Genomic DNA, 23,060 nt, shown 5'->3' with positions numbered 1-23,060 from the left:
GCTGTCTCCTTTCTCACTTAAGGCATTCGGACAAGAAAAACCACGGCCGTCAGCGCGGCGAAAGCCACGACGCTGAGGGTATCGCGCTGGTGCCACTGGATGACGCGGAACGCTGTACGCGGGGCATCGGTGCGGTAGCCCCGGGCGGTCATCGCGTCGTCCAGGTCCTCGGCGTGGTGCATAGCGCTGACAAACAGGGGAATGAGGATGGGCACGATGGCCTTGATCTGCTGGGCCAGACTGCCGCTGCCGAAGTCTACCCCGCGGGCGCGCTGGGCATTCATGATGCGGACCGTCTCATCCATCAGCGTGGGCACGAAGCGCAGCGCAATAGAGAGCATCAAGGCAATGATATCCACTGGTACATGGACCCACTTCAGCGGCGTCATCAGGGACGACAGCGCCCCAGAGATATCGAGGGGCGACGTGGTCAGTGTGAGCAGCGTCGACATCGCAATGATGATCACCAACCGGAAGAAGATGAACCAGGCGTTGACGACCCCGGCACTCGACAGGGCAAAGGGTCCCCACGCCCAGTAGACCTGGCCGCCGCGGGTGAAGAACACCTGGATCAGGACGGTGAAGAGGATCAGAAAGATGGCCGGTTGGATCCCCCGCCAAAAATAAATCAGTTTGATGCGGGTGAGCAGCACGGCCAGCAGGGTAAAGAGCCCAACGGTCAGATAAGACCAGACGTTGTCCGCAAAGAAGACGAGCCAGATAAAGTAAAAGACCAAGACGATCTTGCCCCGCGGGTCCATTTTGTGCACCAGCGAGTCACCCGGGAGATAGCGGCCAATCATCAGTTTATTCATCGCTCTGCCCCTTTCCTGGGTGCAACAGGGGCAGTAGGGCGTGCGCCAGTGCCTTCTCGGTCAGCGGCAACGGTGCCGGCAAAGGCAGCCCCTGGGCCTGCACGAGCCGGGCGAACCGCGCTGCCTGGGGCAGGCCTAAGTGGTGGGCGTGCAGCCAGTCCGGATCAGCAAAGATGGCTGCTGGGGAACCTTGTTTGATGACCTGGCCGCCGGCCATGACCAGGACGTGTTCGGCATAATTCGCCACATCTTCCATTTGGTGGGTGACCAGCACAATGCCGATTCCCTGCTCCTGGTGGAGCTGCTCAAATAACGTCATCAGTTCCTTACGGCCCTTGGGATCCAGGCCGGCGGTGGGCTCATCCAGAATAAGCAGTTCCGGGGTCATCGCCAGGACTCCGGCAATGGCGACCCGGCGCATCTGGCCGCCGGAAAGGTCAAAGGGCGAGTGCTGGTAGTACTCCGGGCCGATGCCCACCAACGTCAGGGCATGGTGGGCGCGTTCCATGGCCTCCGCCGCGGGGACGCCAAAGTTCTTGGGGCCAAAGGCGACGTCTTTTTCCACCGTTTCTTCAAATAGCTGGTTTTCCGCGAATTGGAAAACGAGACCAACCTTTGCCCGGAGCGGCTTCAGGTTCTTGTTGCTGGTCTGCGGCGTAATCACCCGGTCGCCGATCCGCACGGTGCCCTGGGTCGGCTTCAGCAGCGCGTTCAAGTGCTGGAGCAAGGTGGACTTGCCGCTGCCGGTCTGGCCGATGATCGCCGTATAGGAGCCGTCGGGGATGGTCACACTGACGTCTTTGAGACCGTCGCCCGCAAACGGGGTACCGGCTTGGTAAGTAAAGCTTACATGGTCGAGTACAATTTCCATAGCTGCGCTGCCATTTCCTCTTCGTTAAGATAGCCGGCCGGCAAGGTGATGCCGCCGGCTTCCAGGTCAGTTTTGAGTTGTTCGGTGAACGGGACGGACAATCCCATATCGATGAGTGCCGCCCCTTGGGCGAAGATCTCCGGCGGCGTGCCGCTGGCGACCAGGTGGCCATTATCAATGACAATCACGTGGTCAGCCGCAGCGGCCTCTTCCAAATCATGGGTGACCGACAGGATCGTTAAGTTTTCTTGGGCTTTCAGTGTCCGAATCGTCCGCAGTACGCTGGCCCGGCCCTCCGGATCAAGCATACTGGTCGCTTCGTCCAACGCAATAATATCCGGCGCCAAGGCCAAGATCCCGGCAATGGCCACCCGCTGCTTCTGGCCCCCGGACAGATGGGCCGGCTCCCGCTCGGCATAGGCGGTCATACCCACTTGCTCTAACGCCGCCGCCACCCGATCCACCATGGCTGGCCGGGGGACCTGGGCGTTCTCTAAGCCGAAGGCCACGTCATCCGCCACTGTGGCACCGACAAATTGGTTCTCCGGGTTCTGAAAGACCACACCAAGCCGTCGGCGAATCTGCCAGATATTCTCCTCGTTGACGGTCAAACCGGCCACGGTCATGGTACCGCCGTCGATCGTCACCAGCCCGTCCAGGGCCTTGATGAGCGTCGACTTACCGCTGCCGTTGTGGCCAATGAGGGCGGTCCACGAATGGGCCGGAATCGTCAAGCTGATGCCGTCCAGCGCGGGCTGTTCTTGTTCCGCATAGCGCACCGTGACGTTCTCCATCGTGATGATGGGTGCTTCTTCGGTCATCTGTCCTTCGCCCTCCTTCTGGTGGTACAACACGACTGATTATACAGAAAAAAGACGCCAAGCTAAAGCCGGACGCCTTTCTCACAAACATATTAAGAAACCAATTCCGTGGTGAGCACGGTGCGGACGACTGTCGCGCACCGGCCGAAGCTAGACTCGGAGTTGCCAATCCACCATCGTAACGCCCGTTTTTCGCCGCAGAAGAAATTTCTTCACGCTGCGGTCAATTAGACTAATTCGATAATGACCATCGGCGCAGCATCGCCGCGACGCGGAGCCGTCTTGTAGATGCGGGTATAACCGCCTTGACGCTCTGTGTAGCGGGGTGCGATGTCACTGAACAGCTTCTGCAGAACGGATTGGATAACGACACTGTCGTCTTCTTCCTTCACGTCTGCAACCACGTCGCGCACATAGGTCGCGGCTTGGCGGCGAGCTGACAGATCACCCTTCTTACCCAGGGTGATCATCTTTTCAGTGCTCTTGCGAATTTCCTTAGCACGGCTTTCCGTCGTGATGATACGTTCGTTGATCAGCAGAGCAGTCGTCAAGTCGCGCAGCATGGCACGACGGGCAGAACTGTTCCGACCGAGCTTACGATAACTCATGTATGATTCCCTCCTTCGTTTATGTTAGTCGGCGCTCTTCAAGGACAAGCCTAAAGCAGCCAGCTTGGCTTTGACTTCTTCCAACGACTTGCGGCCCAAGTTGCGGACCTTCATCATGTCGGCTTCCGTCTTATTGGTGAGCTCTTGAACTGTGTTGATACCGGCCCGCTTGAGACAATTGTAGGAGCGTACGGAGAGGTCGAGCTCTTCGATGGTCATCTCCATCATTTTCTCTTTGTGGTTTTCTTCCTTCTGGACCATGACTTCGGCATTCTTCGCTTCGTCCGTCAAATTGACGAACCCAGCGAGATGTTCGGTCAGAATCTTGGCCGCCAGGGAGATCGCTTCACGGGGACCGATCGATCCGTTCGTCCATACCGCCAATGTCAGCTTATCGAAGTCGTTGCGTTTACCCACTCGGGTACTCTCGACTTGGTAGTTGACACGTTCGATCGGGGTAAAAATAGAGTCCACCGGTAATACGCCAATCGGCATATCTTCACTCTTGTTCTGATCAGCCGGTACATAACCGCGGCCGCTCTTAATGGTCATCCGCATGTGCAGGTGGCCGCCATCGGCGATCGTGCAAATGTACTGTTCCGGGTTGAGGATCTCCACGTCGTCATCAGTGATGATATTCGCGGCGGTAACGGTCGTTGGCCCCTCTGCATCGATCTCCACCGTCTTCTCGGTGTCGGTGTTCAGTTTCAAGGCAAGCTTCTTAATATTCAAAATGATTTGAGTAACGTCTTCGAGCACCCCGTCAATCGTGGAGAACTCGTGCAGTACGCCATCAATTTGAACACTCGACACAGCTGCGCCGGGAAGAGAGGACAAAAGGACGCGCCGTAACGAATTACCAAGGGTTGTGCCGTAACCACGTTCGAGAGGTTCGACGACAAACTCCCCATAATTCGCGGTTTCGTCGACCTTAGTAATATTCGGCTTTTCAAATTCGATCATATTAGTGATGAGTACCCCTTTCAAAACGTGTCTTCGATCAAATATAAGCGGCAATACAAACTGCGATCACGCAACTGGGGTCTTATACACGACGACGTTTTGGCGGACGGGAACCATTATGCGGTACCGGGGTCACATCACGAATCGCGGTGACTTCCAAACCAGTCGCCTGCAGCGAACGAATCGCAGCTTCACGACCGGAGCCAGGGCCTTTGACAGCCACTTCAACGCTCTTCATGCCGTGTTCCATGGATTCCTTGGCAGCGGACTCAGCAGCCATTTGCGCTGCGAACGGGGTCGACTTACGTGAGCCCTTGAAGCCTAAAGCACCGGCAGAGGACCAAGCAATTGCGTTCCCTTGGGGGTCCGTGATCATGATCAATGTGTTATTAAACGTGGAATGGATATGGGCCACGCCGGACTCAATATTCTTCCGCACACGGCGTTTGCGTGTGCTCTTACGAGTAGCCATTCGTTAACCTCCCTTTTTACTTTTTACGTCCAGCGATCGAGGTCTTAGGACCTTTACGCGTACGGGCGTTGTTCTTTGTGTTCTGGCCACGGACGGGCAGACCCCGACGGTGACGCATGCCACGGTAAGAACCGATTTCTTGCAGCCGCTTGATGTTCATCGAAACGACCCGGCGAAGGTCACCTTCGACCCGGATAGTCTCCACGACGGCACGAATCTTCTCTTCTTGATCGGGAGTCAAATCGCGAACGTGGGTGTCTTCAGGGACACCGGCTTGGTCCAGAATCTTCTTTGCAGTGGTATTGCCGATCCCAAAGATATAGGTCAGGGCAATGACGATGTGCTTATCACGGGGTAAATCTACACCTGCGATACGAGCCATTTAGTTCACCTCCATAGTGTTGTTGTGATTAACCTTGACGCTGCTTGTGTTTCGGGTTGGCAGAGCAGATGATGCAGACACGGCCCTTGCGCTTGATAACCTTGCAGTGTTCACACATCGGTTTAACAGACGGACGTACTTTCATAAGACGTTTTCCTCCTTTGTGTGTTACTCACTCGAACGGACCGGTTGCCCAGTCCCCCCTGAGTTACTTGAAACGGTACGTGATCCGACCCTTGGTCAGATCATAGGGAGACAGCTCCACGGTGACCCGGTCCCCGGGCAGGATGCGGATGTAGTGCATCCGGATCTTACCGGAAACGTGGGCCAGCACTGTGGCGCCATTCTCCAGTTCTACTTTAAACATCGCGTTGGGCAACGTATCGACTACTTTACCCTCGACTTCAATGACATCGTCTTTGGCCAAGAAGGCTTCCTCCTCAATTATCTACATACGCAAAAAAATGTGCGAGCTACCCCCACACAACATACTGACCTAGTTTACCACAGCCGGCAATGATTGCCAACTGGCGTCAGGTCAGTGCGTAAAGGCTTGGAGAACGTGCTGCACCTCTGCAAATACTTTGTCAATGTCTTGATCGCCATTGACGCGGTGCAGGATGCCCTTCTTTTCATAGAAAGCCAGCAGCGGCGTGTTCATCTTAATGTTCACGTCGAGCCGGTTCTTAACGGTCTCGGGCTTGTCGTCGTCCCGTTGGTAGAACTCGTGGTGACCGCACCGGTCACACGTGCCCTCAACCTTCGGCGGGTTGAAGAACTTGTTGTAGGTCGCGCCGCAGTTCTTGCAGATGATGCGGCCGGACAGCCGCTTCATCAGCTTCTCAGGTGCAACCTGAATGTCGATGACGGCATCCAGCGGCTTGTTCAGTTCCGCAGTGATCTCGTCCAAGGCGTGCGCCTGGTCGATGTTCCGCGGATAACCGTCCAGCATGTACCCTTTGTCGACGTCGGACCGGCTCAAGCGTTCCTTGACCAGCGCGTTGGTGACGGAATCCGGCACCAGGTCGCCTTTGTCCATGTACGCCTTGGCTTGCAGGCCCACGGGGGTCTCATTGGCCATGGCTTCGCGGAACATGTCACCGGTAGAAATGTGGACGATGGGGTACTCGTCCTCAATCTTTTCTGCCTGGGTGCCCTTACCAGCACCGGGCAGTCCCATTAACATCAAATTCATGTCGCTCGTCTCCTATTCCCGGATAAATCCAACGTACTTGCGCTTCATCAGCAAACCGTCGAGTTGACGGGCCGTCTCCAGGGCGACCCCGACGACGATCAGCAAGCTGGTCCCGCCTAACCCAATGGATTGGGGCAGGTCCCAGATATTCGCAGCCAATTGCGGCAGCAGGGCAATGACCCCCAGGAACAGCGCGCCGACGGTGGATAAGCGCATCAAAACACCGGATAGGTATTTCTCAGTGCTCTTCCCCGGCCAGACACTGGGGATGTAGCTCCCCTGTTTCTGCAGGTTCTCGGAGACCTTCTGCGGATTGACTTGAACGAAGGCATAGAAGAAAGTGAACAGTACGATCAAGAGGGTATAAATCAATGCCCCAGTGGTCGTCTGCATACTGAAGATGTTGCTCAGGGTCTGGTACCAGCCAGTGTCCGAATACTTGGCCTGGAAGACCATCAAGATGGTCTGGGGGGTCACGATGAACGAACTGGCGAAGATGACGGGAATCACGCCCGCGACGTTGACCTTCAACGGCAGGTAGCTCTCGCTGCCGCCGCCGACAGCCCGGCGGGTGTAACGAATCGGAATCTTCCGGTTGGCTTGCTGCATGAAAGTCGTCAGCTGAGTGATGAGCAATACAGCGAGCGCAATCAGGGCCAACACGATGATCCCAGTAATGATATTGCCGGATTCTTGGTTGACGATCTGCTGCGAAATCAGTTGATAGATCCCGTTGGGCAGGCGGGCAATGATCCCGGCGAAGATCAGCATGGAAATCCCATTGCCGATCCCTTTGTCGGTGATCTGCTCACCCAGCCAAGTCAGCAGCATGGTCCCACCAGTGAGGATGACCCCAATGGTGATGTACGTGGTCCAACCAGGAGTCGTCACCAAGTGGTATTGACTGAGGGCGTTGAAGCCGGCAGTAATCCCGATGGACTGTAAGAAGCCCAGGACGATCGTCAGGTAACGGGTCACTTGGTTCAGCTTGCGCCGACCCACTTCACCCTGTTTGCTCCATTCCACGAACTTCGGAATGATATCCATCTGCAGCAGCTGGACAACAATTTGCGCCGTGATGTAGGGTGAGACCCCCATGGAGAAGATGGAGTAGTTGGCCAATCCCCCACCGGAGACGGTATCCAGTAACGGGATCAGACCCGTTTGAGAAATCTTGGTCAAACTTGCTGCATCGATCCCCGGCACCGCAATTTGTGCGCCCAGTCGATACACGATGAAAATGCCCAGGGTGAAGAAGATCTTGTTCCGAATCTCCTTGACCTTGAAAGCATTTCGAATAGTAGCAAACATTAAATCACCTCAACAGAACCGCCTGCTGCTTCGACAGCATCTTTGGCGGCCGGTGAGAACTTGTTGACTTGGATCTTGAGATCCTTGGTTGTCAGTTCGCCTTTCGCCAACAATTTGATTCCGGATAATTCTTTCTTCACGACACCGGACTCAACCAGCAATGCCGGTGTAATCTCAGTACCGTCTTGGAACCGGTTCAGGTCTTGCAGGTTGATCACAGCGTATTCCTTACGGTTAACGTTGTTGAAGCCGCGTTTCGGCATGCGCCGGAACAAAGGCATCTGGCCACCTTCAAAACCTAAACGAGTCTTCCCGCCTTGGCGAGCCAATTGACCCTTGGTCCCTTTACCAGCTGTCTTACCATAACCGGAACTAGTGCCGCGGCCGACCCGCTTACGGGCATGACGCGCACCGGTGCTGGGTTTCAATTCGTGTAACTTCAAATCGTGCACCTCCTTTTGCTTTTACTTAGTCCTCGACGACTTTCACGTCGATCAAGTGGGCGATCTTTGTCAGCGCACCGCGCGTTGCGGCATTGTCCGGCAACGTCACAGTACTGCTGACCCGGCCCAGACCCAATTCCTTAACAACTAAGCGCTGTTCGGGGATCCGGTGGGCAACGGAACGAATTAACGTAATTTTCAATTGTGCCACGGTGATGCCTCCTATTCAGCAGTGAGTTGATCAACGGAGATGCCCCGAAGATCGGCCAGCTCAGCGGCGGTCTTCATTTGAGCGATCCCGTCGAAGGTGGCGCGGATAACGTTGATGGGCGTGTTCGAACCCAGGGACTTGCTGGTGATATCACCGATACCGCCAAGTTCCATGATTGAACGAACGGCACCGCCGGAAGCAATCCCGGACCCGGCAACGGCCGGCTTCAAGAGGATGCGGCCGGAACCGTAGTGACCGATGACCTGGTGGGGAATGGTTGTCCCAACGATGGGCAACTCAACCAAGTTCTTCTTAGCGTCTTCGACGGCCTTGCGGATCGCTTCGGGTACTTCTTGTGCTTTACCCGTGCCGAAACCGACGTGACCTTCGTGGTCGCCAACGATGACCAGAGCGGCGAACCGCAGACGCCGGCCGCCTTTGACAACCTTAGTGACCCGGTTGATCGATACCACGTTGTCTTCCAGATCTAAATGACTCGGATCGATAACTGCCATAAAAGTATTTGCCTCCCTTTTTATTAGAATTTCAAGCCGTTTTCACGGGCAGCGTCAGCCAGGGCTTCTACCCGGCCATGATACAAGTAACCGCCGCGATCAAAAACGACTTCTTCGATACCCTTGTCTGCTGCGCGCTTGGCAACAGCTGCGCCAACTTTGGCGGCTTGTTCCGTCTTGGTCCCTTGGGCCAGGTCAGACTCGATGGTTGAGGCACTTGCGAGCGTAACACCCGCTACGTCATCAATTACTTGCGCGTAGATGTGTTGATTCGAACGGAAAATGTTCAGACGTGGGCGCTCAGCAGTACCAGAAAGCTTGCCGCGGACACGTGCATGACGCCGTTGCCGCGTCTTGTTTTTATCTGGTTTAGAAATCACAATGTTCACCTCATACGATTGATTGACGCCGTACGCACAGCGCACGGCTAAGTTGCAAGAACCACTGGTAAGGATTACTTACCAGTCTTACCTTCCTTACGCCGAACATATTCGTCAACGTAACGGATCCCTTTACCCTTATAAGGTTCAGGCGGGCGTACCTCACGAATCGTGGCAGCGAAGGCACCAACGACTTGCTTAGAAATACCGCTCAAGTTGATCTCAGTGTTGGAAGGGACTTCGATGGTCACACCCTTGGGGGCGTGCATCTCGACCGGGTGGGAGTAGCCGACGTTCAATGTCAACGTGTCACCCTTCAATTGGGCCCGGTAGCCGACCCCAACCAATTGCAGCTTCTTGGTGTATCCTTCGGTGACGCCGACGACCATGTTGTTCAGGTTCGCCCGGGTCGTGCCGTGGATTGCCTTCAAGCTATCATTCGGACGGTCCAGATGGATCTCGTTGTCTTCTTGCTTGATGGTGATGGCCGGATCGAATGTCCGGGTCATCTCACCTTTGGGCCCCTTAACGGTCAATTGGTCACCGTTTACAGTAACGGTGACGCCGGCCGGGACCGGAATGGCTTTATAACCAATACGACTCACTGTGTTGCACCTCCTCTAGAAATGAATTACCAAACGTAGGCGATAACTTCGCCGCCGACGTCTTTGGCGCGTGCTTCCTTGTCCGTGATGACACCCTGGGACGTGGAAATGATAGCGATGCCCAGGCCGTTCAGGACCTTCGGCACGTCACCGGACTTCACGTAGCTGCGCAAACCAGGTTTAGAAATACGCTTCAAACCGGAAATAACGCGCTCGTTGTTCTTCCCGTACTTCAGGAAGATGCGGATGATGCCTTGCTTGTCGTCGTCGATGACTTCGTAATCGCGGATGAAGCCTTCGCGCTTCAAGATCTCGCTCATATCTTTTTTCATTTTGGATGCAGGTACCTCCAAAGATTCATGACGCACCATATTGGCGTTACGAATCCGGGTCAGGTAGTCTGCGATCGGATCAGTCATGGTCATGTGGTTTTAACCTCCTTCTGACTGGAATTACCAGCTAGCCTTGTGCATGCCGGGAATCTGACCTTCATGCGCCAGTTCACGCAAGCAGATCCGGCAGAGCTTGAACTTACGGTAAACAGAGTGTGGCCGACCACAACGCTGGCAGCGAGTGTAGGCCTGCGAGCTGAACTTGGCAGGCCGCTCGTTTTTGACGATCAAAGATTTCTTAGCCAAAGTGCTCCTCCTTACTTGCTGAAGGGCATGCCGACTTGGGTCAGCAATTCCCGCGCTTCTTCATCGGTCTTCGCAGTGGTGACAATAACAACGTCCAAACCGCGGACACGGTCAACCTTGTCATAGTCGATTTCAGGGAAAATCAGCTGTTCCTTGATACCCAGGGTGTAGTTGCCCCGGCCGTCGAAGGAATTCTTGCTAACGCCCCGGAAGTCACGAACCCGAGGGAGAGAAACGTTGATCAGTTTGTCCAGGAAGTCATACATGCGGTCGCCCCGCAGTGTGACCTTGGCCCCAATGGACATGCCTTCACGCAGACGGAATGTCGCAATGGACTTCTTAGCCTTTGTGATCAGCGGCTGCTGACCAGCGATCAGACGCAGTTCGTCAACGGCGTTGTCCAGGTTCTTGGCGTTGGAGACAGCGTCGCCGACACCCATGTTGAGCACGATCTTGGCAATTTTTGGCGTCTGCATCACGGAGGTGTAGTGGAACTTCTCCATCAGAGACGGGGTGATTTCTTTAACGTAACGTTCTTTTAAACGATTAGCCATTTAGGTGTAGTCCTCCTTTCGCTGGCAGTTTACTTCTTGTCGTCGCTGTCGGCGTCGTCTTTTTTGTCAGACGCTGCGACAGGGGCGACATATTCGATGGCTTGGCCGGACTTCTTGGCATAACGTACTTTCTTGCCGTCGACTTCTTTGTAGCCGACGCGCGTAGGCTGGTTATCCTTGGGGTCCAGGACTTGGACGTTCGAAGCGTGGATCGCTGCTTCAACGTCTTGAACAGAGCCTTGGGGTTGAGCCTGGGTCGGCTTGGTGTGCTTCTTAACCTTGTTCACACCCTCGACAATGACACGGTTACGCTTGGGCAGTACTTTGGTGACAGTACCTTCCTTACCCTTGTCCTTGCCTGCAATGACCCGGACTTTATCACCGGTTTTTACAAACATGTTTTAGCCTCCTTGCTGTTGTGGAATTGGTGGAATTAAAGTACTTCCGGCGCTAAGGACACGATCTTCATGAAGTCGTGTTCACGCAATTCCCGCGCAACGGGGCCAAAGATACGGGTTCCCCGCGGGCTCTTGTCCGCATTGATCAGGACCGCTGCATTCTCGTCGAAACGAATGTAGGAGCCGTCCGCACGCCGCGCACCGGATACCGTCCGGACGATGACCGCCTTCACGACGTCACCCTTCTTGACAACGCCACCGGGTGTAGCCTGTTTCACAGTGGCAACGATAACGTCGCCGATGTTGGCTGTCTTACGGTTCGAACCGCCCAAGACCTTGATGGTCAAAATCTGCCGGGCACCGGAGTTATCGGCGACGTTCAACCGAGTTTCTTGTTGAATCACTTGTATTTCCTCCTTTCGTCAGACGGGCGTTACTTCGATTGCTCCACAATGTCGAGTAACCGGAAGCGCTTGGTCTTAGACAACGGACGTGTTTCCATGATCCGTACCAGATCGCCGACTTTAGCTTCGTTCTTCTCATCGTGGGCATAGTACTTCTTGGAATACTTGACCCGTTTCTTGTACACGGGATGCGTCTTGTACGTTTGCACAACGACCGTGATCGTCTTATCGCCCTTGTCAGCTACGACACGGCCTTGATAAACGTGACGGTGGTTACGTTCAGTAGTTGCTTCGCTCAAGTTAACTTTCTCCCTTCCGATTACTTATTCGCCGCTTGCTCGCGCAAGACAGTCTTGATCCGGGCAATGCTCTTGCGAACGACAGACAAGCGTGCAGTGTTTTGCAACTGGCCAGTCGCCTGTTGGAAACGGAGGTTAAAAAGCTCTTCCTTGTACTGTTGCTCACGCTTCAGCATTTCGTCAGTGGACAAACCACGTAATTCTTTTGTGAAATCTTTAGCCTTCATTAGATTCGCCACCTACTTCCTGCCGCTTAACGATCTTGGTCTTGATGGGCAGCTTGTTGGAAGCCAAACGTAATGCTTCCTTCGCGGCTTCTTCCGAAACCCCGCCGATCTCAAACATGATCTTTTCGCGCTTAACGGGTGATACCCAGCCAGCCGGTGCGCCTTTCCCGGAACCCATCCGGACGCCGACACCTTTGGCTGTGTATGACTTATGAGGGAAAATACGGATGTAGACCTTACCGCCACGCTTGGTGTAACGCGTCATGGCGATACGGGCTGCTTCGATCTGACGGTTGGTAATCCAGTGTGATTGGAGTGCTTCCAAACCAAAGTCGCCGAATTCCACCGTCTTGCCGCCTTTGGCAGCGCCCCGCATTTTACCACGGAATTCACGACGGTGCTTAACACGCTTAGGCACTAACATGGATTATTTCCCTCCTCTGCTGTTGTTGTTCCGACGCGGCCGTTGCGGACGGTCATTGCGCCGTTGCTGGTTCTGACTGGGACCAGCGTCGTCTGCCACCGGCTTTTGGCCAGGCAGTACTTCACCGCGGTAGATCCAAGTCTTGATACCCAACTTACCGTAAGTGGTGTGGGCTTCGTCCCATGAGTAGTCGATGTCGGCACGCAGGGTGTGCAGCGGCACGGAACCTTGGTGCTGCATTTCCTTACGGGCAATATCGGCACCGTTCAGACGGCCAGAAACGAGGATCTTGACCCCTTCGGCACCAGCGCGCATCGTCCGTTGAACGGCTTGGCGCTGGGCACGACGGAAGGCAATCCGGGCTTCCAGCTGCTTAGCGACAGAATCGCCAACCAGATGAGCGTCCAAATCAGGCTTCTTGATTTCCACGATGTTGATGTGGACGCGCTTGCCGGTCAAGTTATTCAACTCTTTGCGCAAGTTCTCCACTTCAGCGCCGCCCTTGCCGATCACCATACCCGGCTTCGCAGTGTGAATGGAAACGTTGACCCGGTTAGCGGCCCGCTCGATTTCCACGCGGGAAACGGAGGCGTCAACTAATCGTTTGGCGATGTAGTTACGGATCTCCAAGTCTTCGTGCAGATTGTCGGCGAAGTCTTTACGTTCGGCATACCAGCGTGCATCCCAATCGCGGATGACACCGACCCGGAAGCCGATCGGATTAATTTTTTGACCCACTCGTAATTCCCTCCTTTATTCTTCTTTTTCAGAAACGGTGACCGTAATATGGCTCGTCCGCTTGTTGATGGCAGACGCGGAGCCTTTGGCCCGAGGACGGAACCGCTTGAGGGTTGGGCCTTCGTTGACAAAAGCATCAGAGACATACAGGTTTTGCGCTTCTAAGTCATAGTTGTGTTCAGCATTTGCAACAGCCGACTTCAACACTTTCGTGATGATCGGGCTGCCGGCGCGGGGCGTAAATTGTAAAATTGCCAGCGCCTCCGCAACGCTGCGGCCCCGAATCAAATCGATCACGAGACGCGCCTTTCGGGGAGCGATGCGGACTGTCCGCGCAATCGCGGTTGCTGAGGTAATTGTTTCAGCCATGAGTTCTTTCCTCCCTTACTAGCGTGCTGCAGGACGAGCTGCAGGGGCTGTCTTTTTGTCGTCGGTACCGTGACCATGGAATGTCCGGGTCGGTACGAATTCGCCTAACTTGTGGCCGACCATGTCTTCCTGGATGTACACCGGGACATGCTTCCGACCATCATAAACGGCAATCGTGTTACCAACGAAACTTGGGAAAATTGTGGACCGGCGAGACCAAGTCTTAATTACTGTCTTCTTATCGTGGCCCTCTTGGGCTTCGATCTTTTTCAGTAATGACTGATCGGCGAACGGTCCTTTTTTCAAACTGCGACCCATTCGTAAACCTCCCTTATGCGTAAAGTGTAATGGCAAGGGGCATAAGCGTCATGCTTATTTGCCCTTGCGGTGACGAACGATGAGCTTTTCACTGCGGGCACGCGTATTCCGGGTCTTCTTACCCAGCGTCTTCTTGCCCCACGGTGACATCGGTGACGGATGACCGATCGGTGCTTTCCCTTCACCACCACCATGCGGGTGATCGTTCGGGTTCATAACCGAGCCGCGGACCGTCGGGCGAACGCCCATCCAGCGCTTGCGGCCGGCTTTACCGATGCTGATCAATTCGTGCTGTTCGTTACCGACGGAACCGATGGAAGCACGGGCGGTCGAGATGATCATCCGGACTTCACCGGAGCTCAACCGAACCAGCGTGTACTTGCCTTCGTTACCTAAGATCGTCGCAGAAGCACCAGCGGAACGTGCCAATTGGCCGCCCTTGCCAGGCTTCAACTCAACGTTATGGATGGTCGTCCCATCAGGGATGTTGCCCAACTCCATGGCGTTACCGATCTGGATGTCGACTTGGGCACCGGATTCAACCGTTGCCCCGACCTTCAGGCCCTTAGGTGCAATGATGTAAGCCTTGGTGCCGTCTTCGTAACCCAGCAATGCGATGTTAGCGGTACGGTTAGGATCGTATTCGATTGCCTTGACCGTTGCCTTCACACCGTCTTTGCTATTCCGCTTAAAATCGATGACGCGGTACTTGCGCTTGTTGCCGCCGCCCTTATGGCGCACGGTGATGTGCCCATGAGCGTTGCGGCCTGCCGTCTTGCTCTTGCTTTCCAGCAGGCTCTTCTCCGGCGTCGTCTTAGTGATTTCAGCGAAGTCGGAACCGGTCATATTCCGGCGGCCGTTGGTCGTCGGTTTATACTTAATAATGGCCACGCGATTCCCCTCCTAGTTATTCAAAATGTGTAAGGATTATTCTTCGAACAGTTTGATTTCTTTGCTGTCGGCGGTCAATGTCACGATTGCCTTGCGCCGCTTCTTGGTCCGGCCCATGTACTGACCGACCCGCTTCTTCTTGGGCTTGATGTTGGCAATGTTGACTGACTTGACGTGGACACCGAAGATTTCTTCAACGGCGTGCTTCACAGCAATCTTGTTGGCGCCAATCGCGACATCGAACGTGTACTTCTTGTCATCCATGAGCGCCATGGATTGTTCGGTGACAACGGGGCGTAAGATAATATCTCGAGCTGCCATTATGCGAGCACCTCCTCAATCTTGGAAAGCGCTGCTTGGGTCAAGATCAGCTTATCGCTGTTCACAACGTCTAAGACGTTCACGCCGGTGGCCGGAACAACAGTAACGTTGGCCAGGTTGCGGGCGGACAAAGCAGCTTGTTCATTGCCGGCTTCCAAGGCAATCAATGCCTTGCTGTCGACCTTCAGGTTCTTCAGGACGCTGGCGAATTCCTTCGTCTTGGGGCTGTCGAACTTCAGGGTATCGACAACGATCAAATCGCCGTCAATGACCTTTTGCGAAAGCGCGGACTTGATTGCCAAGCGGCGGGCTTTCTTCGGTAACTTGTAAGCGTAAGACCGCTGTGTCGGGCCAAAGACGATACCACCACCGCGCCATTGCGGTGCCCGGATCGACCCTTGACGAGCCCGGCCAGTACCCTTTTGCTTCCAGGGCTTGCGACCGCCGCCCCGAACTGCGGACCGGTTAAGGACTGCATGGGTGCCGTGACGCTGACCAGCGCGCTGCATGATCACTGCATCGAAGATGACGCTGTCGTTCGGTTCAATACCGAAGATCGCATCGTTCAACGTGATCGTGCCGTTTTCACTGCCGTCTTGCTTGTATAATGTGACGTCTGCCATTTAGTGCTCCTCCTTTCTGATTTGTTATTTCTTAAGCTTGCCGTGTTTAACGGTCGAACGAATCGTTACTAATGATTTGTTTGCCCCAGGGACGTTCCCCCGGATCAAAATCACGTTGTTTTCCGTATCAGTGGACACCACTTCAAGGTTTTGCATGGTTACCTTGTGGTTGCCCATCCGGCCAGGCAATGCCTTGTTCTTGAAGACCCGGTTGATGATGGAACCCATTGAACCTGGTACACGGTGGTAACGGGAACCGTGGGTCTCAGGACCGCGGGACTGGCCGTTCTTTTTAATGTTACCTTGGAAACCATGGCCTTTGGAACGACCGGTAACATCAACGATGTCCCCAGCCTGAAATTCGTCGACAGTAACTGTCGCACCAACTTTGTAATCGTCCAGCGCAACATCGCGAATTTCCCGAATGTAGCGCTTAGGCGTCGTGTTAGCTTTTGCTGCATGACCTTGCGCAGGTTTGGTACTCAATACTTTACGCAGATCGTCGTAGCCGAGTTGGACAGCTTCGTAGCCGTCTGTTTCCGGGGTCTTCACTTGTAAGACCACGTTCGGGTCTGCCTTAATGACAGTCACCGGAATCAGCTCGCCGTTCTTGGTAAAGACTTGAGTCATTCCCACTTTTGTTCCTAAGATACCTTTTCTGGCCATGAGTACACCTCCAATAAATTTGATTTATGAATTACAGCTTGATCTCGATGTCGACGCCGCTGGGCAGATCCAACTTCATCAGTGAATCCACGGTCTTGGGTGTCGGATCGATAATGTCGATCAGGCGCTTGTGCGTCCGCATTTCGAATTGTTCACGCGAATCCTTGTACTTATGGGGTGAACGGATCACCGTATACAGGGAGCGTTCGGTGGGCAGCGGGATCGGACCAGAAATCTGGGCGCCGGTACGTTGTGCGGTTTGCACGATCTTATCAGCAGCCTGGTCCAAGGTCCGGTGCTCGTAGGCCTTCAAACGAATACGAATCTTTTGTTTTGCCATGGTGTGACCTCCTTCGTCTATTTTCGCAAAGTAGACTAGCTCAGCAAGAATTCCCGGCCTGGCCCGTGGCAAAGCACCCGGGCGTGTCGCAACCTCCTGCGTCTGCGCTACTTGGTTCTGTTTCCTCTCAGGGGTATATTAATCCCTCTGAAAAAACAGCACCTTTGATATTCTACAAGATGGGGGCTGAGATTACAAGGCGTAATCGTGGTTTGCAGAAAAAAAGAGGGCGGAGCCCGTTTATGGCGATCGCCCCATCCCCGTAACGCGCCCCTTCCATCATCAGAAAAAAAGAGAGCAGCGCCCCTCTTGCGAGTGCGATGCTCTCTATCTTACCACGGACCGGGACCAATTACTGCTTGGGACCGGTCAGCAGTGCCTTTCACCCTATATTAGTCTTCATCCTCGTCGTCGTCCGGTTGTTCGCCGAAGCCGTGGATGTGGCGTTCGCCGAATTCGGGCCGGCCGGGGAAGCCTTCGCCGCGGCCGAAGCCGTGGGGGCCATGGTGTTGCATACCATCGCCCCAGGGGCCGTGATGGTGCATACCGCGACCGCCGAAGCGGGGATCGTCCGGGAAGTCCGGGGTATCCTTCACTTGGCCAGCCAAGGCATCGTCGGTCTTCGTGAGCAAAGCCAGCAGCTGCTGCTGCTCCTCGTCGCTGAGGCCGCTGAAGGCCTTGTCTGCGAAGTCGGTCTGGGCCTGCTCCGCTTCCTTCAGCTTCGCCTCCCCCGCTGGTGTCATGTGGATCTTGCTAGCCCGCTTGTCATCCGGGTCGGGTTCCCGGGTGATCAGGCCGGCGTCTTCCAGTTTCTTCAATAATTCAGAAACTGAGGACGGCCGGATGTCGAGGATCTCGGCGAGACGGGCGGAGTTGGGCTCGTCTTCATTCGCGATGACCCGCAGGATGCGGGCTTGGCCATGATGGTGCGGCGGCTGGGGCTGCTGCCAGGCGAGGCGCCGGCTCAGTTGGCCGAAGCGGCGGAAGGCGCGGAACAAATCTTGCGTTTGGTCAGTCATTCAATATCGTCTCCTTGAATTTATTGTTAGGCAGCTTAATATGAGGTACCTAACTTATTGATGATGATACACCCGGTCTCTTCCCTTGTCAAACTATTTAGGTACCTGCCTTTCTCCCTTACAAATCCGTTCGTTCCTTCTCACCGTCGACCGAGTATACTGTATTCAATCAGACAAACGGAGGGATTCTAAAATGAAAAAGATTCTCGGTATCATCGCACTCGCCGCGCTGCTCGTCGTCGGCGTCGTCGGTTATCGCTATTGGGACAGTACATATAATGGTAAAACAGCGTACACTTACGTGACTGCCACCCCAGAAAAAAAACCGACGGTGGACAGTACCGGGGCCAAGGTTTCTGACAATGGCCAGCAGCTGTACTCTTATGACTACAGTTTGACCTTCATTCGGGAAGACGGCTCCAAGGTGACCGTGCCCTTCGAGATCAGCCGGATCAACCCCACCCCGCTGGTGAACAACAGTTACTACATCGGCAAGGTCTCCGAAAAACGGATTGTGGATGGCCCGTCGCCTATCGCGGCCAGCAAGGTCCCGCAAAAAATCAAAGATGCATTGAAGTAAACCCAAGCGTTCCCTGCCGTCCCGGTCTTACCGGTGACGGTTTTTTTCGTCTTGCCAAAGAATTAGCAAGGGACTACGCTGATGGTGACTCAATAATGATTCTAAATTGGAGGAATGATCATGAGTTTAATTGGTCAAACGTTACCGGACTTCACCGTTAAGGCCTACCAAAACGAGGGCTTCCACGATGTCAGCCGCTCCGACATGCTGGGCAAGTGGGCCGTCTTGATGTTCTATCCCGCAGACTATTCGTTCGTCTGCCCCACCGAGCTGGGTGATATGCAAAAGCATTACCAAGACTTCGTCAGTCACGATGCTGAGGTCTACTCAGTCTCGGAAGACTCCGAGTTCGTGCACATGTCCTGGCACCAGCAAAGTCCCACCATTAAGGATATCCAGTTCCCGATGCTGGCCGACCCCGCCGGTACCCTCGCCCACGCCTTAGACGTCTACGACAAGGCCAGCGGCCAGGCCTTCCGCGGGACCTTCATTATCGATCCCAAGGGCCAGATTCAGTCCTACACCATCAATAACATGGGCATCGGCCGTAACGCCGCCGAATGCCTGCGTACACTGGAAGCGGCCCAGTTCGTCGCCGCCCACGGCGACCAGGTTTGCCCGGCGAATTGGCAGCCCGGCGACAAGACATTGAAGCCGGGTGCTGATCTGGTCGGTAAGATTTAAGCCGGCTAAGGGAGAAAAGGCCGTCTGCCCCCTGGTCCAAGCCGCTGGCACCGCTTGTTGGCCCGTCTGCCTTACAATAGAGGCAGACAGGTCTTGGGCTCAACAAAGGAGAAATTCATCATGCAATACGGCGCCCTCATTCTGCTGGTCATCTTCGGGTTCTGGGTCATGTTCGACCGCCGGCGCACTGCCCGCTTACTTTACAGCATTCCCCGCCACCCACGGGAATTCGTCGTCCAGTGCCTGCTCCGCGCAGTGATGTTCATCCTCTTCGGTGTGATGGCCGCACCGAACCTGTTCGAGGGTATTAATACCACCGGCCAGATCGTCGTCACACTGCTTTGGATTGGAATCTACGTTTACTTAGCGGCGACCAGTTGGCGGACGATGAAGCGTCTGGCGAGGAAGAGTTAATCCTGTGCCCCGGCCAAGCAAAAAAAGCAGGTCCCCGGCGCGTTTGACGCGCTGGCGGAACCTGCTTTTTTTCTGCCTTCAATCGATTACAACGGGGCGACCTTAAAGCTGAAGTCGATGTCTTCACCGGCCGGAATATGGTACGGCTTGTCCACATCTGCGCCCCAGCTGTCGATTCCGCCGACACCGCGAACGGCCCCGAGAATACTCAGCACGGTGCGCCGCGCGGGCGGCAATTCCTCGATGTGGGTGGCGTTCTCCAGCTCCTCTGCCGTGTACGGCAGGCAGGAGAAAGCGAACGGTGCGTCCACACTGCTGATGCGCAAGCCGAACTCCCCGGGGGTCAGCTGGGTGTTGTCCTGGGTCGTCGCGCGGACGACCTCGACCCAGTCGGTGGCCATGTGCACGCCGTTATCCTGCGGTACCAGGTACGGCGTTACCGGCAGCCCTTGGATGGTATACGTTCCGGGAACGCCGCCGGCCATCCGGTCGGGATATGTCTCGCCGGACAGGCCCTGATAGGTATAGCGCACGGCCTTGGTGGGCATGATCAGGCGCAGCCCGAAGACCGGCAGATCCGGCAGATTGGCGTTGCCGGTATAGTGGACGTGCATCGTCAAGGTGCCGTCTGCCGCAATGCGGTACTCCACCTGGACCGCCGTGGTGGGAATCGTGGCCGTCGTGAAATGAACGGTCACCGCCACACTATCGGCGTATTCGTGATCCGAATACTGGTTGTTTCCCGGCGCGATGGGCAAGTCGATCGGCTCGCCGTCAATTTTCACCGTGGCCCCCGCCGCTTTCATGAACATATCGGCGCCTAGCCACTGCACGGATTTTTGAGAAAAGCCGTTGCCCCGGTCGTTATCCGTCGTCGCCCGCCAGAAAGTGGGCAGCGGCGTCCGGTAGAGCCATTCTTTACCGTCCACCACCAGGGATTCCAAGCCGTTGCGGGTGTAATTGAAAATGTATTGCACCCGGTCGCTTTGAACGCCTAACGTGACGTCGCCGTAAATGACGCGCAACTTTTTATTTGTCGTATCGGCCATAATAATAGCTCACCTCCTGGAGTGCTGGTTTGGGTGTACGGTCCGCAAAGAGCAGGCCGTCGCCGGAGAATTCATAGTCCGCTGGCCGATCGTCGAAGTCGCCGCCGTAGCGGTGGACTTTCTGCCCAGTCACCGGATCGGTCACCGCAATCGCTTGGTCGATGAAATCCCAGATAAAGCCGCCCGCGTATTGCGGGAAGCGGTCAATGAGGTCGGTGTAAGCCTTCATCCCGCCCAGCGAGTTGCCCATGTCGTGCATGTATTCGCACAGCAGGAACGGCTTCTTGGGGTGATTGCCCAGGTACTTGACGATGTCTTCCGGATGGGCATACATCCGGCTTTCAACATCAGAAATACGATCCTCGTATTCGCGGTCGTTCACGACGCCTTCGTAGTGCACGAGGCGCGTCGGGTCGACTTTCTTAAAGTAGGCGTTCATCGCCGCAATGTTGTCGCCGGCGAAGGATTCGTTGCCCAGGGACCAGAAGAGGATGGCGGTGTGGTTCTTGAAGGTCTCGTAGTTATTCTGGGCCCGGTCCAGAACCGCCGCTCGCCATTCCGCCACGGAGCCGGGGACGTTGTAGGACGGCTCAATGGCGCCCATTTTCTGCCAGGTACCATGGGATTCCAGGTTCGTCTCGGCCATCATGTAAATGCCGTTCACATCGCAGCGGTCGTACCAGGAAATGTGGTCGGGATAATGGCAGGTCCGCACCGCGTTGATGTGGTGCGTCTTCATGATGCGGATGTCCTCATCCATGTCGGCGGCCGTGACCGCCCGGCCCCGCTCATCGTCCCACTCGTGGCGGTTGACGCCGTTGATGATCAGGCGCTCTCCGTTCAAGCGGATCACTTTCTGCGCATCGATCGTGATGGTCCGGAAGCCGAATTGATACGGTACCAGTTCCACCAGTTGGCCAGCTGCATCATGCACTTCCAGATACAGCTGGTACAGATAGGGGTGGTGGTGGTCCCAAAGATGAACATGGACCAGGGTGTCGCTGGTGAATGACTGGGCTGCCGCGGCAGGCTGGGTCGTATCCATCAGGGTCTCACCCTCATCGTCGCGGATGATGGCCCGCACGGTGGACCCGGCAGCCACTGGGCTGCAAGTCAAGTCCAGTTTGACCACGCCGCTCTGCAAGTCGTCGGCCAGCGTCGGCTGAATGTGCAGGTCCTCGATGTGCGTGGCCGGCTTGGCCAGCAGCGTCACGTCGCGGAAGATGCCGAAGAAGCGGAACATATCTTGGTCTTCTAAGTAAGCGGCCGTACTGCGCTTGAATACCTCGACAGCTAACCGGTTGGCGCCGGCGTGCAAGTATGGCGTCAAGTCGAATTCCGAAGGGGTGAAACTGTCCTCTGCGTAGCCTAAGAAGTGGCCGTTGAGCCAAACATACATGGCCTCTTCCACACCGGCGAACTGCACGGTGACCGTCTTACCGGCAAAGGCCGGCGCGAGCGTGAAGTCCAGTGCATACTGGCCCACCGGATTGTCCGGGGCGGTGCTGAACATGCCGGTGCCGCTGGTATCCTGCCCCACGGTGTGGGCGGGCCGGCGGAAATGATGGCCCTCCCAGGGATACATCGTATTGATGTAATGCAGCTTATCGTACCCCGCGATCTCAACATGCTCCGGCACGGTGATGGTGTCGAAGCCGCTGAGGTCGTAATCAGCCTGCCAGAAATCCTGCAGCCGGGCTTGGGGGTTGGGCGCAAAATGGAAGCGCCATGTCCCGTTGAGACTTTGGGCCAAGCTGGAATGCTCCCCCGCGATCTCGTGGTAATGCTGGTAGAAGCGATGGTCACTGTGGGCGGGCAGCACGCCTACCCGAAACGTCTCGGGATCATCAAGCCAGCGAATATCAGGTGTCACAATCTCTCACCTCGTCAATGTCATTGACCGCTAAACGGCCTTATGCTCCTAGTGTAAGCTGTTTCCGGGGGGAGAAAGTAGGGGTGAATGGCCAGAAAAGTATGGGGATTTGAATATGAAAAAGGCAAGGCGACAGATTGGCTGAGGAAACTCCGGCGTTTTGTCATCCTTGCCTGTTTTGAGTAATCATTTGCGGTGCCGCCGCATCATGAGGGTCCATACCGCCAGCCACAGTAGCGCGCTGATCACAATGAACGTCCACATCCCAGCCAATTCCAGCGGGGATGAATCGCCTTCCCCGGCATCCAGCAGATACAGTACGATCCACACGGCCAGGATCACCGTGGCGGTTAACGCCCCCTTGATGAGATGCTGCAGCAGGTGCGGTACGCGAATTCTCGGTGCCATGATCGTCTCCCCGCCTTTCTTATCCCAGCCCCGCAAACCGATGGCGTAATGGTGTTCTGTGCGATAGTACAAATCGGGCTCCTCTAAACGGGTTCCACCGAGCAGGCCACCGTGGTCTAAGGACCCCAAGCCAGCCCCAGACGGGCTCCGGCGGGCAGCCCCACACAGTCTAAGGACCCTAAGTCAAGAATGCCCAAGTGCGGGGCTTTTCTCCACACGCCATAAACGGGT

37 protein-coding genes and 2 pseudogenes are annotated in these 23,060 nt (G+C 55.5%); 3 read left to right on the top strand and 36 right to left on the bottom strand.

Annotated features, from left to right (window positions below):
• Positions 1-17: 17 nt before the first annotated feature.
• The 33 genes and pseudogenes from L248_RS02300 to L248_RS02150 form a co-directional block, all read right to left on the bottom strand.
• The gene (locus L248_RS02300; protein ID WP_022528438.1) at positions 18-815 is read right to left on the bottom strand and encodes an energy-coupling factor transporter transmembrane component T family protein; all 798 of its coding nucleotides are present in this window, start codon (positions 813-815) and stop codon (positions 18-20) included.
• Positions 808-1,686, bottom strand: coding sequence for an energy-coupling factor ABC transporter ATP-binding protein (locus L248_RS02295; RefSeq protein ID WP_022528437.1), 879 nt, complete (start codon positions 1,684-1,686; stop codon positions 808-810). Before L248_RS02295 ends, L248_RS02300 begins: the two co-directional genes overlap by 8 nt.
• The gene (locus L248_RS02290) at positions 1,662-2,507 is read right to left on the bottom strand and encodes an energy-coupling factor ABC transporter ATP-binding protein (protein WP_040534468.1); all 846 of its coding nucleotides are present in this window, start codon (positions 2,505-2,507) and stop codon (positions 1,662-1,664) included. The genes L248_RS02295 and L248_RS02290 overlap by 25 nt, the downstream gene beginning before the upstream one ends.
• Positions 2,508-2,734: 227 nt before the next feature.
• Positions 2,735-3,115, bottom strand: coding sequence for a 50S ribosomal protein L17 (gene rplQ / locus L248_RS02285; protein WP_040534466.1), 381 nt, complete (start codon positions 3,113-3,115; stop codon positions 2,735-2,737).
• Positions 3,116-3,139: 24 nt separating this feature from the next.
• Positions 3,140-4,078 carry a DNA-directed RNA polymerase subunit alpha gene (locus L248_RS02280; RefSeq protein ID WP_022528434.1) on the bottom strand — a complete coding sequence of 313 codons (939 nt, stop codon included), beginning with the start codon at positions 4,076-4,078 and terminating at the stop codon, positions 3,140-3,142.
• A gap of 82 nt (positions 4,079-4,160) precedes the next feature.
• The gene (rpsK, locus tag L248_RS02275) at positions 4,161-4,550 is read right to left on the bottom strand and encodes a 30S ribosomal protein S11 (RefSeq protein ID WP_040534464.1); all 390 of its coding nucleotides are present in this window, start codon (positions 4,548-4,550) and stop codon (positions 4,161-4,163) included.
• A 16-nt stretch (positions 4,551-4,566) separates the two neighbouring features.
• A complete protein-coding gene (gene rpsM, locus L248_RS02270) occupies positions 4,567-4,932 on the bottom strand; it encodes a 30S ribosomal protein S13 (protein ID WP_022528432.1) in 366 nt (121 codons plus the stop codon).
• A gap of 28 nt (positions 4,933-4,960) precedes the next feature.
• On the bottom strand, positions 4,961-5,077 hold the full coding sequence (gene rpmJ / locus L248_RS15535) for a 50S ribosomal protein L36 (RefSeq protein ID WP_081674905.1): 117 nt from the start codon (positions 5,075-5,077) through the stop codon (positions 4,961-4,963).
• Between the two features lie 63 nt (positions 5,078-5,140).
• The gene (gene infA / locus L248_RS02265; protein WP_022528431.1) at positions 5,141-5,359 is read right to left on the bottom strand and encodes a translation initiation factor IF-1; all 219 of its coding nucleotides are present in this window, start codon (positions 5,357-5,359) and stop codon (positions 5,141-5,143) included.
• Positions 5,360-5,470: 111 nt separating this feature from the next.
• Positions 5,471-6,127 carry an adenylate kinase gene (locus tag L248_RS02260; protein WP_022528430.1) on the bottom strand — a complete coding sequence of 219 codons (657 nt, stop codon included), beginning with the start codon at positions 6,125-6,127 and terminating at the stop codon, positions 5,471-5,473.
• 12 nt (positions 6,128-6,139) lie between these two features.
• A complete protein-coding gene (gene secY / locus L248_RS02255) occupies positions 6,140-7,438 on the bottom strand; it encodes a preprotein translocase subunit SecY (RefSeq protein WP_022528429.1) in 1,299 nt (432 codons plus the stop codon).
• On the bottom strand, positions 7,438-7,881 hold the full coding sequence (gene rplO, locus L248_RS02250) for a 50S ribosomal protein L15 (protein WP_040534460.1): 444 nt from the start codon (positions 7,879-7,881) through the stop codon (positions 7,438-7,440). Before rplO ends, secY begins: the two co-directional genes overlap by 1 nt.
• 25 nt (positions 7,882-7,906) lie before the next feature.
• Complete coding sequence (gene rpmD, locus L248_RS02245; protein ID WP_022528427.1) at positions 7,907-8,092, bottom strand: 50S ribosomal protein L30; 186 nt, start codon at positions 8,090-8,092, stop codon at positions 7,907-7,909.
• An 11-nt stretch (positions 8,093-8,103) separates the two neighbouring features.
• Positions 8,104-8,607, bottom strand: coding sequence for a 30S ribosomal protein S5 (gene rpsE, locus L248_RS02240; protein ID WP_022528426.1), 504 nt, complete (start codon positions 8,605-8,607; stop codon positions 8,104-8,106).
• A gap of 23 nt (positions 8,608-8,630) precedes the next feature.
• Entirely contained in the window at positions 8,631-8,996 is a 366-nt protein-coding gene (gene rplR, locus L248_RS02235; RefSeq protein ID WP_022528425.1) for a 50S ribosomal protein L18, read from the bottom strand.
• Positions 8,997-9,061: 65 nt separating this feature from the next.
• Positions 9,062-9,592 carry a 50S ribosomal protein L6 gene (gene rplF / locus L248_RS02230; RefSeq protein WP_022528424.1) on the bottom strand — a complete coding sequence of 177 codons (531 nt, stop codon included), beginning with the start codon at positions 9,590-9,592 and terminating at the stop codon, positions 9,062-9,064.
• Between the two features lie 26 nt (positions 9,593-9,618).
• Complete coding sequence (gene rpsH / locus L248_RS02225; RefSeq protein ID WP_022528423.1) at positions 9,619-10,017, bottom strand: 30S ribosomal protein S8; 399 nt, start codon at positions 10,015-10,017, stop codon at positions 9,619-9,621.
• Between the two features lie 27 nt (positions 10,018-10,044).
• Positions 10,045-10,230 (bottom strand): type Z 30S ribosomal protein S14, encoded by a 186-nt coding sequence (locus L248_RS15530; protein ID WP_081701176.1) that lies wholly within the window; start codon positions 10,228-10,230, stop codon positions 10,045-10,047.
• Positions 10,231-10,241: 11 nt separating this feature from the next.
• Positions 10,242-10,784 carry a 50S ribosomal protein L5 gene (gene rplE / locus L248_RS02220; RefSeq protein WP_022528422.1) on the bottom strand — a complete coding sequence of 181 codons (543 nt, stop codon included), beginning with the start codon at positions 10,782-10,784 and terminating at the stop codon, positions 10,242-10,244.
• A 95-nt stretch (positions 10,785-10,879) separates the two neighbouring features.
• Positions 10,880-11,182: pseudogene (gene rplX / locus L248_RS02215) on the bottom strand (50S ribosomal protein L24); the annotation flags it as partial.
• Positions 11,183-11,217: 35 nt separating this feature from the next.
• Positions 11,218-11,586, bottom strand: coding sequence for a 50S ribosomal protein L14 (rplN, locus tag L248_RS02210; protein WP_022528420.1), 369 nt, complete (start codon positions 11,584-11,586; stop codon positions 11,218-11,220).
• Between the two features lie 29 nt (positions 11,587-11,615).
• Positions 11,616-11,885: a 30S ribosomal protein S17 gene (rpsQ, locus tag L248_RS02205; RefSeq protein WP_027829057.1), complete on the bottom strand. Its 270-nt coding sequence runs from the start codon at positions 11,883-11,885 to the stop codon at positions 11,616-11,618.
• 20 nt (positions 11,886-11,905) lie between these two features.
• Complete coding sequence (gene rpmC / locus L248_RS02200) at positions 11,906-12,112, bottom strand: 50S ribosomal protein L29 (RefSeq protein ID WP_027829056.1); 207 nt, start codon at positions 12,110-12,112, stop codon at positions 11,906-11,908.
• On the bottom strand, positions 12,102-12,536 hold the full coding sequence (rplP, locus tag L248_RS02195) for a 50S ribosomal protein L16 (protein WP_040534454.1): 435 nt from the start codon (positions 12,534-12,536) through the stop codon (positions 12,102-12,104). Before rplP ends, rpmC begins: the two co-directional genes overlap by 11 nt.
• Positions 12,537-12,638: 102 nt before the next feature.
• Positions 12,639-13,274: pseudogene (rpsC, locus tag L248_RS02190) on the bottom strand (30S ribosomal protein S3); the annotation flags it as partial.
• 15 nt (positions 13,275-13,289) lie between these two features.
• Positions 13,290-13,643 carry a 50S ribosomal protein L22 gene (gene rplV / locus L248_RS02185; protein WP_040534452.1) on the bottom strand — a complete coding sequence of 118 codons (354 nt, stop codon included), beginning with the start codon at positions 13,641-13,643 and terminating at the stop codon, positions 13,290-13,292.
• 18 nt (positions 13,644-13,661) lie between these two features.
• Positions 13,662-13,961, bottom strand: a complete 300-nt coding sequence (rpsS, locus tag L248_RS02180) for a 30S ribosomal protein S19 (protein ID WP_022528414.1) — start codon at positions 13,959-13,961, stop codon at positions 13,662-13,664.
• Positions 13,962-14,015: 54 nt separating this feature from the next.
• Complete coding sequence (gene rplB / locus L248_RS02175; RefSeq protein ID WP_022528413.1) at positions 14,016-14,852, bottom strand: 50S ribosomal protein L2; 837 nt, start codon at positions 14,850-14,852, stop codon at positions 14,016-14,018.
• Positions 14,853-14,888: 36 nt separating this feature from the next.
• Positions 14,889-15,173 carry a 50S ribosomal protein L23 gene (gene rplW / locus L248_RS02170; RefSeq protein ID WP_040534451.1) on the bottom strand — a complete coding sequence of 95 codons (285 nt, stop codon included), beginning with the start codon at positions 15,171-15,173 and terminating at the stop codon, positions 14,889-14,891.
• Entirely contained in the window at positions 15,173-15,796 is a 624-nt protein-coding gene (gene rplD / locus L248_RS02165; protein ID WP_022528411.1) for a 50S ribosomal protein L4, read from the bottom strand. The genes rplW and rplD overlap by 1 nt, the downstream gene beginning before the upstream one ends.
• 24 nt (positions 15,797-15,820) lie before the next feature.
• Entirely contained in the window at positions 15,821-16,462 is a 642-nt protein-coding gene (rplC, locus tag L248_RS02160; RefSeq protein WP_022528410.1) for a 50S ribosomal protein L3, read from the bottom strand.
• Positions 16,463-16,493: 31 nt separating this feature from the next.
• Positions 16,494-16,802 carry a 30S ribosomal protein S10 gene (rpsJ, locus tag L248_RS02155; protein WP_022528409.1) on the bottom strand — a complete coding sequence of 103 codons (309 nt, stop codon included), beginning with the start codon at positions 16,800-16,802 and terminating at the stop codon, positions 16,494-16,496.
• Positions 16,803-17,194: 392 nt separating this feature from the next.
• Positions 17,195-17,821 carry a MarR family winged helix-turn-helix transcriptional regulator gene (locus L248_RS02150; protein WP_022528408.1) on the bottom strand — a complete coding sequence of 209 codons (627 nt, stop codon included), beginning with the start codon at positions 17,819-17,821 and terminating at the stop codon, positions 17,195-17,197.
• A 193-nt stretch (positions 17,822-18,014) separates the two neighbouring features.
• Here L248_RS02150 and L248_RS02145 point away from each other — a divergent pair, with 193 nt between their 5' ends.
• The 3 genes from L248_RS02145 to L248_RS02135 all read left to right on the top strand — a co-directional run bounded on the left by L248_RS02145 (position 18,015) and on the right by L248_RS02135 (position 19,499).
• Entirely contained in the window at positions 18,015-18,401 is a 387-nt protein-coding gene (locus tag L248_RS02145; protein ID WP_022528407.1) for a DUF1093 domain-containing protein, read from the top strand.
• A gap of 120 nt (positions 18,402-18,521) precedes the next feature.
• The gene (locus L248_RS02140) at positions 18,522-19,085 is read left to right on the top strand and encodes a peroxiredoxin (RefSeq protein WP_040534447.1); all 564 of its coding nucleotides are present in this window, start codon (positions 18,522-18,524) and stop codon (positions 19,083-19,085) included.
• A gap of 120 nt (positions 19,086-19,205) precedes the next feature.
• Entirely contained in the window at positions 19,206-19,499 is a 294-nt protein-coding gene (locus L248_RS02135; RefSeq protein ID WP_040534445.1) for a hypothetical protein, read from the top strand.
• Positions 19,500-19,585: 86 nt separating this feature from the next.
• Here L248_RS02135 and L248_RS02130 read toward each other — a convergent pair whose 3' ends face one another.
• The 3 genes from L248_RS02130 to L248_RS02120 form a co-directional block, all read right to left on the bottom strand.
• A complete protein-coding gene (locus tag L248_RS02130) occupies positions 19,586-20,548 on the bottom strand; it encodes a beta-galactosidase small subunit (protein WP_022528404.1) in 963 nt (320 codons plus the stop codon).
• Positions 20,529-22,421 carry a glycoside hydrolase family 2 TIM barrel-domain containing protein gene (locus L248_RS02125; protein ID WP_040534443.1) on the bottom strand — a complete coding sequence of 631 codons (1,893 nt, stop codon included), beginning with the start codon at positions 22,419-22,421 and terminating at the stop codon, positions 20,529-20,531. The genes L248_RS02130 and L248_RS02125 overlap by 20 nt, the downstream gene beginning before the upstream one ends.
• A gap of 186 nt (positions 22,422-22,607) precedes the next feature.
• Complete coding sequence (locus L248_RS02120) at positions 22,608-22,901, bottom strand: hypothetical protein (protein ID WP_022528402.1); 294 nt, start codon at positions 22,899-22,901, stop codon at positions 22,608-22,610.
• Between the last annotated feature and the right edge of the window lie 159 nt (positions 22,902-23,060).

The sequence above is a fragment of the Schleiferilactobacillus shenzhenensis LY-73 genome (assembly GCF_000469325.1).
In the GTDB taxonomy this organism is placed as follows: domain Bacteria; phylum Bacillota; class Bacilli; order Lactobacillales; family Lactobacillaceae; genus Schleiferilactobacillus; species Schleiferilactobacillus shenzhenensis.
Note: the sequence above shows the minus strand (reverse complement) of the source record. Positions and strands in the feature narration are given on the sequence as shown.

What these genes read in the sequence shown, in the direction of transcription:
- L248_RS02300 (WP_022528438.1), bottom strand. Translation starts at nt 815, where the DNA reads ATGAATAAACTGATGATTGGCCGCTATCTCCCGGGTGACTCGCTGGTG.
- L248_RS02295 (WP_022528437.1), bottom strand. Translation starts at nt 1,686, where the DNA reads ATGGAAATTGTACTCGACCATGTAAGCTTTACTTACCAAGCCGGTACC.
- L248_RS02290 (WP_040534468.1), bottom strand. Translation starts at nt 2,507, where the DNA reads ATGACCGAAGAAGCACCCATCATCACGATGGAGAACGTCACGGTGCGC.
- rplQ (WP_040534466.1), bottom strand. Translation starts at nt 3,115, where the DNA reads ATGAGTTATCGTAAGCTCGGTCGGAACAGTTCTGCCCGTCGTGCCATG.
- L248_RS02280 (WP_022528434.1), bottom strand. Translation starts at nt 4,078, where the DNA reads ATGATCGAATTTGAAAAGCCGAATATTACTAAGGTCGACGAAACCGCG.
- rpsK (WP_040534464.1), bottom strand. Translation starts at nt 4,550, where the DNA reads ATGGCTACTCGTAAGAGCACACGCAAACGCCGTGTGCGGAAGAATATT.
- rpsM (WP_022528432.1), bottom strand. Translation starts at nt 4,932, where the DNA reads ATGGCTCGTATCGCAGGTGTAGATTTACCCCGTGATAAGCACATCGTC.
- rpmJ (WP_081674905.1), bottom strand. Translation starts at nt 5,077, where the DNA reads ATGAAAGTACGTCCGTCTGTTAAACCGATGTGTGAACACTGCAAGGTT.
- L248_RS02260 (WP_022528430.1), bottom strand. Translation starts at nt 6,127, where the DNA reads ATGAATTTGATGTTAATGGGACTGCCCGGTGCTGGTAAGGGCACCCAG.
- secY (WP_022528429.1), bottom strand. Translation starts at nt 7,438, where the DNA reads ATGTTTGCTACTATTCGAAATGCTTTCAAGGTCAAGGAGATTCGGAAC.
- rpsE (WP_022528426.1), bottom strand. Translation starts at nt 8,607, where the DNA reads ATGGCAGTTATCGATCCGAGTCATTTAGATCTGGAAGACAACGTGGTA.
- rpsH (WP_022528423.1), bottom strand. Translation starts at nt 10,017, where the DNA reads ATGACCATGACTGATCCGATCGCAGACTACCTGACCCGGATTCGTAAC.
- rplE (WP_022528422.1), bottom strand. Translation starts at nt 10,784, where the DNA reads ATGGCTAATCGTTTAAAAGAACGTTACGTTAAAGAAATCACCCCGTCT.
- rpmC (WP_027829056.1), bottom strand. Translation starts at nt 12,112, where the DNA reads ATGAAGGCTAAAGATTTCACAAAAGAATTACGTGGTTTGTCCACTGAC.
- rplP (WP_040534454.1), bottom strand. Translation starts at nt 12,536, where the DNA reads ATGTTAGTGCCTAAGCGTGTTAAGCACCGTCGTGAATTCCGTGGTAAA.
- rplV (WP_040534452.1), bottom strand. Translation starts at nt 13,643, where the DNA reads ATGGCTGAAACAATTACCTCAGCAACCGCGATTGCGCGGACAGTCCGC.
- rpsS (WP_022528414.1), bottom strand. Translation starts at nt 13,961, where the DNA reads ATGGGTCGCAGTTTGAAAAAAGGACCGTTCGCCGATCAGTCATTACTG.
- rplW (WP_040534451.1), bottom strand. Translation starts at nt 15,173, where the DNA reads ATGGCAGCTCGAGATATTATCTTACGCCCCGTTGTCACCGAACAATCC.
- rplD (WP_022528411.1), bottom strand. Translation starts at nt 15,796, where the DNA reads ATGGCAGACGTCACATTATACAAGCAAGACGGCAGTGAAAACGGCACG.
- rplC (WP_022528410.1), bottom strand. Translation starts at nt 16,462, where the DNA reads ATGGCCAGAAAAGGTATCTTAGGAACAAAAGTGGGAATGACTCAAGTC.
- rpsJ (WP_022528409.1), bottom strand. Translation starts at nt 16,802, where the DNA reads ATGGCAAAACAAAAGATTCGTATTCGTTTGAAGGCCTACGAGCACCGG.
- L248_RS02150 (WP_022528408.1), bottom strand. Translation starts at nt 17,821, where the DNA reads ATGACTGACCAAACGCAAGATTTGTTCCGCGCCTTCCGCCGCTTCGGC.
- L248_RS02145 (WP_022528407.1), top strand. Translation starts at nt 18,015, where the DNA reads ATGAAAAAGATTCTCGGTATCATCGCACTCGCCGCGCTGCTCGTCGTC.
- L248_RS02140 (WP_040534447.1), top strand. Translation starts at nt 18,522, where the DNA reads ATGAGTTTAATTGGTCAAACGTTACCGGACTTCACCGTTAAGGCCTAC.
- L248_RS02135 (WP_040534445.1), top strand. Translation starts at nt 19,206, where the DNA reads ATGCAATACGGCGCCCTCATTCTGCTGGTCATCTTCGGGTTCTGGGTC.
- L248_RS02130 (WP_022528404.1), bottom strand. Translation starts at nt 20,548, where the DNA reads ATGGCCGATACGACAAATAAAAAGTTGCGCGTCATTTACGGCGACGTC.